Annotated in this window: 8 protein-coding genes; 2 read left to right on the top strand and 6 right to left on the bottom strand. The window is 58.6% G+C overall.

The annotated features are described in order from the left end of the window. Positions 1-69 precede the first annotated feature (69 nt). Genes CAPSK01_RS02830 through CAPSK01_RS02810 form a run of 5 tightly spaced genes read right to left on the bottom strand, consistent with a single transcriptional unit; the run spans position 70 to position 7277 of the window. Positions 70-579, bottom strand: coding sequence for a hypothetical protein (locus CAPSK01_RS02830; RefSeq protein WP_034922224.1), 510 nt, complete (start codon positions 577-579; stop codon positions 70-72). Between the two features lie 22 nt (positions 580-601). Next, positions 602-1765 (bottom strand): DUF3322 and DUF2220 domain-containing protein, encoded by a 1164-nt coding sequence (locus CAPSK01_RS02825; RefSeq protein WP_034922221.1) that lies wholly within the window; start codon positions 1763-1765, stop codon positions 602-604. Further along, complete coding sequence (locus CAPSK01_RS02820; RefSeq protein ID WP_034922218.1) at positions 1752-5126, bottom strand: SbcC/MukB-like Walker B domain-containing protein; 3375 nt, start codon at positions 5124-5126, stop codon at positions 1752-1754. The genes CAPSK01_RS02825 and CAPSK01_RS02820 overlap by 14 nt, the downstream gene beginning before the upstream one ends. Further along, positions 5123-5830, bottom strand: coding sequence for a DUF4194 domain-containing protein (locus CAPSK01_RS02815; RefSeq protein ID WP_034922216.1), 708 nt, complete (start codon positions 5828-5830; stop codon positions 5123-5125). Before CAPSK01_RS02815 ends, CAPSK01_RS02820 begins: the two co-directional genes overlap by 4 nt. Further along, on the bottom strand, positions 5817-7277 hold the full coding sequence (locus CAPSK01_RS02810) for a DUF3375 domain-containing protein (protein ID WP_034922212.1): 1461 nt from the start codon (positions 7275-7277) through the stop codon (positions 5817-5819). Before CAPSK01_RS02810 ends, CAPSK01_RS02815 begins: the two co-directional genes overlap by 14 nt. 156 nt (positions 7278-7433) lie before the next feature. On the opposite strand from CAPSK01_RS02810, the gene CAPSK01_RS02805 reads away from it, so the two are divergent. Both CAPSK01_RS02805 and brxF read left to right on the top strand, forming a co-directional pair. Further along, positions 7434-8348 (top strand): WYL domain-containing protein, encoded by a 915-nt coding sequence (locus CAPSK01_RS02805; RefSeq protein WP_034922208.1) that lies wholly within the window; start codon positions 7434-7436, stop codon positions 8346-8348. Positions 8349-8357: 9 nt separating this feature from the next. Further along, complete coding sequence (brxF, locus tag CAPSK01_RS02800) at positions 8358-8678, top strand: BREX-3 system P-loop-containing protein BrxF (RefSeq protein ID WP_273702983.1); 321 nt, start codon at positions 8358-8360, stop codon at positions 8676-8678. Between the two features lie 107 nt (positions 8679-8785). On the opposite strand, the gene tnpA is transcribed toward brxF, so the two are convergent. Next, the gene (gene tnpA, locus CAPSK01_RS02795; protein ID WP_034922205.1) at positions 8786-9217 is read right to left on the bottom strand and encodes an IS200/IS605 family transposase; all 432 of its coding nucleotides are present in this window, start codon (positions 9215-9217) and stop codon (positions 8786-8788) included. Positions 9218-9232 lie beyond the last annotated feature (15 nt).

Genomic DNA, 9232 nt, shown 5'->3' with positions numbered 1-9232 from the left:
CTGGAAAGCAGGAAATATGCGTATGGGATGTTAAAGATGGGCTAAGACTGGTCCGCCAGCCTGCTGGAATCAGTCCGAAGCCCACAGCCGATCGTCATCCTGGGTCGCTGCCCAGAAGTCATCGAAAAGCGCCAGCTTGGCTTCGTCTTTGGTTGCGTAGGTCTTGTTGCTGAACCGGCTGCCGATCCGGTAGCCCCACCGCTTGAACTTGTTCATGTGGACGCCGAGGTTGTGCCCATCGACGTTCAGAAAACTATTCCCCTTGGCGGACACCCGCCATTTGCGCTGCAGCCATCGGGTTCGGCGTGCTGCTCGGTTGCGCAACTTGGCCTCACGCCGTTTCGGCCCCTCGTAGTCGTCGCTCATCTTCTCGGCGCAGACGCACCCGACGTCGAAGTTCTCGTCCAGATCTGGATGCTCCATGATGTGGACATAGCGGATCTTTTCGTTGCCGCACATTTGGCAGGTCGCGTAGTCGGTCTCGTCTGCTGACTCGCCGTCGGCCCGCAGGTCGACCACGTCAACGCAGTGCCATCCCTTGTGGGGCACACCCGGCTGGTCCCATCGATTTCCACTCACGACTGACCTCCCTGATCCTGGATCATCGAATACTTGCCTGTATGGCATTCCACGCCACATCCCAGCGTATCCGCTCCTGTTCGAGGCGGACTTGTTGGTCCCAGGCATTTCCTTTAATCGACTGGTAGAGCTTTTGTTCGGTATTGGTGAGTAGTGGAAGTTCTGTGGAAGAGTGCTGGTCTTTCTCTTCGACCCATAAATCGCGATGACTCATCAGCGTTGACTCATCCATAAGCACAGTCTTCAGGCTTGGGATGTATGTTCTGGCTCGATTAAGAATGGCAAAGCCATGCGTATCAATGTCACCCCAGTAGATACATTGCGCCTGTTGTAGCCATGAAAGCTGTCCCAAAACGTCAACCGCGTAACCCAGTCGCATGATCACAACCGCCCCTGGCAGATCATCAAAGGCAAGGCCAGTTTGAAGGTTCTCAACAACGAAGACATTGTTTGGTCGTATACAAATGCTCGCGACCTCCTCACAAGGAGCCGAGATATCGCCAAGACCGCCCAAACTGGCTCTTAGATCCGGGTCTAGAACGCGCATGCGCATTAACTGGGGCTGTGCCCTCAAGCCGCAGCGCCAGAAGAAGTCGCGCGCTCCTGTTGGGTCACCCTGGAGCGTTGCAATCAAGTCAGAGATGATGCCCGTTCTAGAATCCAGCCATTTGCTGTCGGCACCGGCAACCGGAATTTGTCGTGGGTAGAGATTCGATTTCGGATTGCGATTGATCCAATCCAGCATCTCTGCCAGTCGACGGAAATCGGAATCGCTGTAGTCAGCGAGGACATCAAAATATCTCGGCAACTGCTGCGCAAGCAGCGGCCAGCGAGCAGTGAGCGTCTGATACCGAGACAGGGCACGAACCCACCGTGCGGATGCACCAATCCACAAGGCAACATCTTCAGGGCCTCGTAACACCAGTTTCTCTGGCAGCCGCTGGACGCCAAGCGCTTTCCACCGACGCTCACACCAGGACAGGGTGCCGACTCCTTGCCAGCTTTGCCATGCGCTCACCCAAGCGCGAACGCCGTCGACTTGCCTCAGTGCAGCCTGCTCCGTCGGCACACCGAGCGTAACCTCCAGCGGCCATTGGCCCTCGCCCGGATCACCGATCAACCACTCGCGGTGCTTGCTTTGAAAGCGACGGGCAAGAAACTGCCGAACATCTTCAGGAAGCTTCAACGCTAGCCTCCTCTCGTGCGTGCTCTGGCAGCTTCAACCGCTGACGATCGCCGTCGTACTCGATCAGCAGGACGCCTGACACGCGCCGATCGCTGATATCCACGAAGCAGGCGCCACCGATGAATGGTTCGAGGGTCATGACGGACTTCAGCGGCGTAGCGACCACCATCTGGAATCCGAAATTTGTAAAGATGTTCATCGCCAAAGCGGTGAACTCGTTATCCGCTTTGTCGAAGGCTTCATCCAGCACGACGGGCGCATACATCGGCACGCCGTGGTCGTTCCCGCCCAGTTGGTATCGCAGGGCTGCGGCCAAGCACGTGGTGGCCAGCTTCTGCCGTTGGCCGCCGGACTTGCCTGCTCCGCTGCGGTAGATCTCGACCTCGACGCCGCTTTCATCGATTTCCCGTCCGATGAACTCAACATGCTGTCGAACATCGAGCACAGTCTCACGCCAGCGCTTTTGCTCGGGGTCCTGACTGGCGAGTCGATCAACAAGTCGGCGCAGGGCCAGGAACCGTGCCTCGGCAAACTCGCGATCCTCTGTCCATGCATGGCTCAGCGTCTGCTGGATCTCCTGCTTGAACTCCTTGACGTCGACAAGCTGCCGGTCACTGGCGTCGATGTGAAGATAGGTGCGTTGATTGGCGCTCTGGTTGAAGGGCACCTGGCCAAGACTGTCGTTGACCAGATCCATCCGTTCCAGAATCGCCTTACGCGCATCGTTCAGGTAGGTGGAAAGCGCCGCCAGATTCTGGTGACTTTGGTTCTGCAGCAATTCAAAGAATCGCTGCTCATAGGCGGGCAGACCATCCGTCTCCAGTCGAACCAGTTTGGCGAAGAAGTCTGGCGCGCTGGCAAGACTCGTGTCCATGTCACCCGCGTCCATCGGCCATTGCCGTTTGAAATCGGCAAAGCGTGCTTCTATTTCCTTCTCACAGACGCCAATCCCACGATTGACCTCTTCGATTTCCGCATTGAGTGTGCGTTCTACAGAAGTTGTCACCTTGTCGAGGTTGTCGAGCCGCACTGCATCTGACTGCTTGGCGAAGCGCTCGTCGAGACCCGAAACCTGATGGGGTGTCAATGGAACGATAGACGCGTCCTGCAGGAGCGATTCCAGTTTCTGGGTGCTGGTCTTGATCTGGTCAACAATCGAGTCGTGCGCACGCGTTGCCTGGCGAAGCTCCTTATCAGCATCCTCGACGAACTTCTTTTGCTTCTCGATCTGCTCGCTGATTTGCAGCAGGGTGGCGTTCCCCTCGCGCGCTTCGCGGATTTGCCGCTCAATGGTGGAGATGCGATCCAGCAATGGGAACACATCTATTTCCTGCCACTGGAGATTCACCAGAGTCTGGCACTGCATCGCTCGGGTCGCACGATTTTTGTCTTGGTCGGAGAGTTTGTCGATCTCCCCGCCGAGGCGCGCAATCGCGTCAGCCTGCTCCTGCGCCTGAGCCTGAAAGAGCCCGAGCTTCTCGCGGTTATCGAATCCGAGCACCCAGTTTCGTCGGTCACCGACACTTCTACGGTCGTCTTTCTCGTGCCGGGTTTTGCTGTGCTTGACCTGGCCCTCGCGGGTGATGGCGCGATCTGCGCTCCTGAAGGACTGAATAGAGTCGACGCACGCGTAATCGAACCGTTGCCGTAGCTCGGCCTGGAGCCAATCAGCGTAGGTCCCATCTTTGACTTTCAGCTTAAGGACGAGCGAGTTAGCACCGATAGGCTTGGCCTGCCACGTCTCCGGGCGGCCAGTCCGGTAATAGACCAAGCGCTGCCCAAGGTGGGTGGTGTTGATGTGATTGGCCAATGCCGAATACTGGCGTTCGTCTACCAGGAGTGAGAGCGCAAATCCGTGCAGTACGCGCTCTATGGCCCCCTGCCATTCGGCCTCGTCGGGCTTCACCTCGATGAGTTCGCCAACGAATGGCAGCGCGGACTCCGAGATCCCGACGGCAGCGGCAATGTTTCGGCGCATTTCCAGCATGTCGGCTGGAATGTTCGATGGCTGGCGCTGGAGTGCCTGCACCTCTTTCAGTGCTTGCGAAAATGCTGCCTCAGCGTCCCTTTTTTCACCGGCCAGGCGGAACTGTTCTTCGCGGTTCGCGTTGCTGCGCTGCTCCCAGTTTTCGACTTCCTGCCGCGCGTTGCCCAACAGTTCCGCGAAGGCTTGAGGCGAATCCGGGAGGCTCCACCCCAGCTTCTTGGATGCCTCTTCGGCCTGACCGCGTTTGCGCAGACGATCTGTGCGCTGGCCCTCCAGCCCCGATTTCTCGGCCTCCCATTGTTCGATCTGATCACCACCTGCCTCACGGTGCTGTCGCTCCAGATCGCGCAAGATTGCGGCGTGGTTATCCAGGGTGCTTTGACGCCGCCCCACTTCACCCTCTGAGCCGTTGGCTTGCACCTCTAGGGATGCCACGTGCTCCTTGAGGAGCTCAATGCGACGGGTTTCCCGATAGCCATCAACGCCAAGCCGAAGCTCGTCCAGCCCATTGCGTTGCAGCATCAACGAGTCCCTGCGCAGATGCTGGTCCCGCGCTGGCGCGAGCGTTTGAACCTGCTCACGGGCCGTGACGACCGACTGGTGGGCAGCATTAAGTTCGCCGAATTCGCTGACCAAGCGATCCGCCACCTCGAAGGTCTCGGGCTTGTCGAGCATGAAGTCGCGCAGGAAGGTATTGAGGTCGCCGAGGTTCTTGGCCGACTGGGTTTTGTGCAACAAACGCAGCGCCATTTCGCTCTCGATGCCAAGCAGACGACAGAACCGTTCGCAATAGGGGCGAAATTCGTCGCGGGCGAATGCCTCCGGGAAGGACTGCTTGAGCTTTCGGATGTCGAAGTTGGATTGGCCGAAGTCCTCCAGCTCGCGCAGGTCAAAGGCCCGCTCCATGACAAGGTAGTGGCGTTTGACGTCGGTGCTGCCGTTCGCATTGCCCCGCAGCCAGAACACCTGAACCAACACCACAGACTGGCCCAAGGCGTTCTGGTAGCTCAGTGCCAAGGCTGACCACGTTGTCCCGGAGCGCAGGTAGCGTGTAGCGATCTCTCCCGACTCCCCATCCTTTTGTTCGGCCCAGGCGCCCCGTATGTAGGTCACGAGGTTCCGGTCACGACCGCTGCGGTCTGCCTCGCGCGCAGCAGCGTTGAAATCGATCCAGCGAGGTGGCGTCAGCAACGCCGAAAATGCATCGAGAAGCGTCGACTTTCCAGCGCCGGATCGTCCGACAAACAGAAAGCCTCGCTCGCTGATCGGTACGTCGTGCAGGCCGGAGAAAGTGCCCCAGTTGTAAACCTGCAGGCGGGTCATCCGGAACTGCTCGCGGGCAAACAAAGAGGCGGTTTTGGGTTCCGAGATCATTGGTCGGCATCCTCATCGGCATCAGTCTGAACCAGTTGCGCTGGCGTCTCTCCGGCCGCCATGCGCTGATACAGGTGAGTCAGCGCTTGTATTTCCTCTGCCGAGAAGAGGAGCTTCAGCGTCGGCGAAATCTCGAAGCGATCCTCGCTCGAGCGAATTTTCTGCAGGATGCTGTGCTTCTTGATCTTCTCGATGGAGGCATGAACCCGTTTCACGAATCCTGCACGGTCGGTGTTGGCGGCGCGCTCATAGAGGGAGAGAAACTCTGTGATCTCGTCTGTAGACACCACGGCACGGTCGCCCTGCGAGTCCGCTTGTGTCAATCGTTGGCGAAGGTGGAGCAGCAGAATGGAGTCAATGAACGTCAGTTGGGCGCGACGCAGCAGGAGGGGCACTTCGAGGTCGCCGGTATCTGCCTGGCGCGTGAAGGCCACTTGTACATCCCGATCGATGACCAGTTCGAGAAACAGTTCGGCAAGACGCCGACGGATCACTGCTTCGTCTCGCGCCAAGATCGGCCACAGTTTTGGATGCCGACGTCCGTCGAGCGATGGCCCTGCCAGCAGTTGTACTAGTGCGCGCCGGGTATCCAGTGCCAACTCGCCGCTGTCGCCCATGAAAAGGGTGTTCGCCGGTGCCTGAGCAGCATCTGGCGCTTGTGCTTCGGCTGGTATTGCCGATTCGTCGTTCTCAGACCAGTTCATTGGCCCGCTCCCTCAAAAAGAAGATCTTTGGAATTCGGGCGCAACGACGCTTCTCGTCGCCTCCAACCCAGCCTACGGTTTCACTGTGGTCGGCTTTGAACCCATGCCGACTGCCCAACGCAAGCAGGCCGACGACGCTGCCCAGCCCCTGTGCAGCGGGGAACTGCTCCAGCACGTCGGCAATGGATGCCTGGGAGCGTTGCTCCAGGACAGCCAGCACGTTGGCCTTCAGTGTTCGGAAGTCGATCTCGGACTGTGCGACCAGTTCGCTCACAGACTCCAGGTCGATTGGCGGCGCATCCCCTTCTGCCATCTGCCCGGGCAATGCTTGTAGGGATGGGTCGTGCAGCACCCATTGGGACAAGGAGCGCAAACGACTACTCGTGAGCTCAAGCGTGTATTGGAGGGTTTCTGTGGCCCTGACCTCGTTCTTCAGGGCCAGTGCTGCGCGCTGGGCGTCTTTCAGCAGGTGATTGAGTCGGCGCTGCTCGAGGTATTCACGACTCTGGACGAAGTGCTTCAGGCTGCGCGCAAATGTCTGGAGCACCTCGTGAACCATGCCGCCCTGCTCAAGAAGGGTGCGCGTTAGCCGCAGAAGGAACCGTCGCTCCTTGGCTTCGAGTTGCCCCACGAACTCCCGCGACATGACGCTATCAAGCGCCTGATCAAGCGTGGCCGCCTGTTCTGGGTCCGTGAGCAAACGCCAGAAAGCGGAGAAAGTCCTTCCTGCGTCGCTCTCTGAAATCAGGTCGATTCCGGCGAACAGCGAATCCAGGACATCTCCACGATTGCCATCGTTGTCCATGATGCGTTCACGGAGATCTCGATTGAGCTGGTCGAACTGATCGCGGACACGGCGGAAATCACCGGCCAGATCGTCGGCCAGCGTGATGATCTCCCGCGTGCGCTCGAGCGCCGTTGTTTGGGGCAGCACGCGCATCTGCCCCTTCTGGATGGCATCAATCTCCTTATCGATGCGGACTTGCTCGGCCATGAGCCGGTCGATGCGGCGGAATTTGTCAGTGTCGGTGTCCTCGGCAAGTCGGGCCAATGCCTCAATGACGAGCGTCAGGCGGCTTTCGGTCGCGGCGGAGTGCGGCTGTGCCAGTCCAGATACGAACCGAATGGCTTCGACAGCCGCCGTGGAGAGTTCATATTCTTCTTCTGAAGCCCCAGCCGGGAAGCGTCGCTCCAGAAACCCTTCGGCGAGCCAGCTAGCGACATACGCCTGTGCCGTTTGGGGAAAGTCTTCGCCTTGGGCGCGCAGTTCTTCCAGATCCCTTGCGATGCGTTCGTGAAAAATGGAGGCAGGGAGGCTTCGCTCGCTCTCATACAGATGAGATTGAAGCAGGCCAATGACGGTAGGCCCGGTCGTCGAGGCAAGCAGACGCCACAGCGGCTGCGCCCGCATGCGCCGGTAGGTCGCGATGGCTTTGTCTGCTTTCACTCCCATGCTCCAAAGTGCGGGCATCGCCTGTCATATGGTAATCACAATGCAGCGTACTGGCGACGCAATAACATCCGATAGACAGATTGTAGAGCATCCCATATACTTTCCGCAATAACTCGCACACGCCTTCGCTAACCCACATGAGCAAGTAGGATGTCGAACGAACTACTCACTGATCTAACTCAGCCCCAGCGCGACCGGCTCGCCTTCGTGGAGTTGCGTGTGCGCTTCATCGGGGAGATCCGTCGCCAGGACCTGGTTACGCGCTTTGGCATCCAATCTGCCGCAGCGACGAGGGACCTTGCTCTCTACAAGGAGCTGGCGCCCGGCAACATCGATTACGACTCGAAGGGCAAGTCATACGTCCTCGGGCCGGCTTTTCGACCGGTCTTCGATTCCCCTCCTGAACGCGTGCTTTCTTGGCTAACGCAGGGTTTCGGCGATGGCGAGCCAGTACGGCTCAAGGTATGGATAACCAGTGATGCACCGTCACGGCTGACTCAGCCGGATCTGGATGTGCTCGCGTCCGTAACCAGGGCAATCCATCAGGAGTGTCCGCTGGCGATCGAATATCACTCAATCACCAGTGGGCGTACAGACCGGGAGATTGTTCCCTTTGCCCTGCTCGATAACGGTTCGCGGTGGCACGTCCGCGCTTTTGACCGGAAGAGCCAGGAATTCCGTGATTTCGTCATTACCCGGATCAAAAATCCGGTTGTGATGAAAGGTGCGCCGGTGCAGCCGCATGAGCGAAGCGACCAGGATATTCAGTGGACCCGTATCGTTGAGCTGGAATTGGTGCCGCACCCCGACCAGCCCCGTCCCGAGATCACGGAGATGGACTACAGCATGGATAGCGGGATCCTGCGCATGAAACTACGTGCCGCCACTGCCGGCTACATCCTGCGCCAGTGGTGCGTGGACTGTTCGCCGGATCACAGCCTGCGCGGCCATGAATATCGCTTGTGGCTGAAAGATCATCTGGCACTGTATGGCGTGAAAAACGCCCTGTTGGCACCAGGCTACCGCTCACCCGAACCCCTTCGGCGCGATGCCGAGTCGGACTGAGCGTGCGCCATGCTGACAAAACTGGAACGGTACATAGACCAACTCGGCGAACTGAATAACAAATTGATCGTCTTGGCTGGCCCGCGTGGAAGCGGTAAAACCAAACTGCTGCAGGAACTGGGCGCAAAACTGGGCGTGCAGCCCTTGAACGTGAATCTGGAGTTGGGGCGTCGCTTGTCGGCGACCCCGCATGCCGGACGCGGGTTCTCGGTGGGCCAGTTGCTGAGGGACATCGCCGACAAGGAACGGAAAGATGACTTACTGCTGCTCGACAATCTGGAGTTGTTGTTTGAGCGTGGTTTGCAGATCAATCCGCTCGATCTGAGGTAACCATCCCCCGGCAAAGCCGGGGGCTTTCATTATGTGAGCCGCTCAAAGCGGCTAAACAGGGTCGCTAACGCGACCCTGACTATTTTGCGCCACCTAAAGGTGGCAAATCAGCGCCACAGGCTCAATTGATCCAGTCGCTTGTCCTCCTGCTCCTGGTCTCGGATGTACTCCCGGATCAACGTCTCGTCTCGACCCACGGTCGAGACGAAGTACCCTCGTGCCCAGAAGCTCTGGCCGACGAAGTTCCTCTTGTGCTCACCGTACACTCGGGCCAAGTGAATCGCGCTCTTGCCCTTGATGTACCCCACCACATGCGATACCGCATACTTCGGGGGAATCGAAATCAGCATGTGCACGTGATCCTGCATCAGATGCCCCTCTTCGATCCGACTCTCCCTCTGCTCAGCCAGTTTCCGGAACACTTCCCCGAGGTGGCGACGAAGCTGCTCATACAGCGTACGGCGTCGGCACTTCGGGATGAACACTACGTGATATTTGCACTCCCACTTGGAGTGGCTTAGGCTTTCGGACTCGTCCATCGGGATTCTCCATAG

Origin of the sequence: Candidatus Accumulibacter vicinus, assembly GCF_000584955.1 — a bacterium.
Taxonomy (GTDB): domain Bacteria; phylum Pseudomonadota; class Gammaproteobacteria; order Burkholderiales; family Rhodocyclaceae; genus Accumulibacter; species Accumulibacter vicinus.
The sequence above is the reverse complement of the archived record's forward strand: the minus strand, read 5'-3'. Positions and strand labels throughout refer to the sequence as shown.

What these genes read in the sequence shown, in the direction of transcription:
- CAPSK01_RS02820 (WP_034922218.1), bottom strand. Translation starts at nt 5,126, where the DNA reads ATGATCTCGGAACCCAAAACCGCCTCTTTGTTTGCCCGCGAGCAGTTC.
- CAPSK01_RS02815 (WP_034922216.1), bottom strand. Translation starts at nt 5,830, where the DNA reads ATGAACTGGTCTGAGAACGACGAATCGGCAATACCAGCCGAAGCACAA.
- CAPSK01_RS02805 (WP_034922208.1), top strand. Translation starts at nt 7,434, where the DNA reads ATGTCGAACGAACTACTCACTGATCTAACTCAGCCCCAGCGCGACCGG.
- brxF (WP_273702983.1), top strand. Translation starts at nt 8,358, where the DNA reads ATGCTGACAAAACTGGAACGGTACATAGACCAACTCGGCGAACTGAAT.
- tnpA (WP_034922205.1), bottom strand. Translation starts at nt 9,217, where the DNA reads ATGGACGAGTCCGAAAGCCTAAGCCACTCCAAGTGGGAGTGCAAATAT.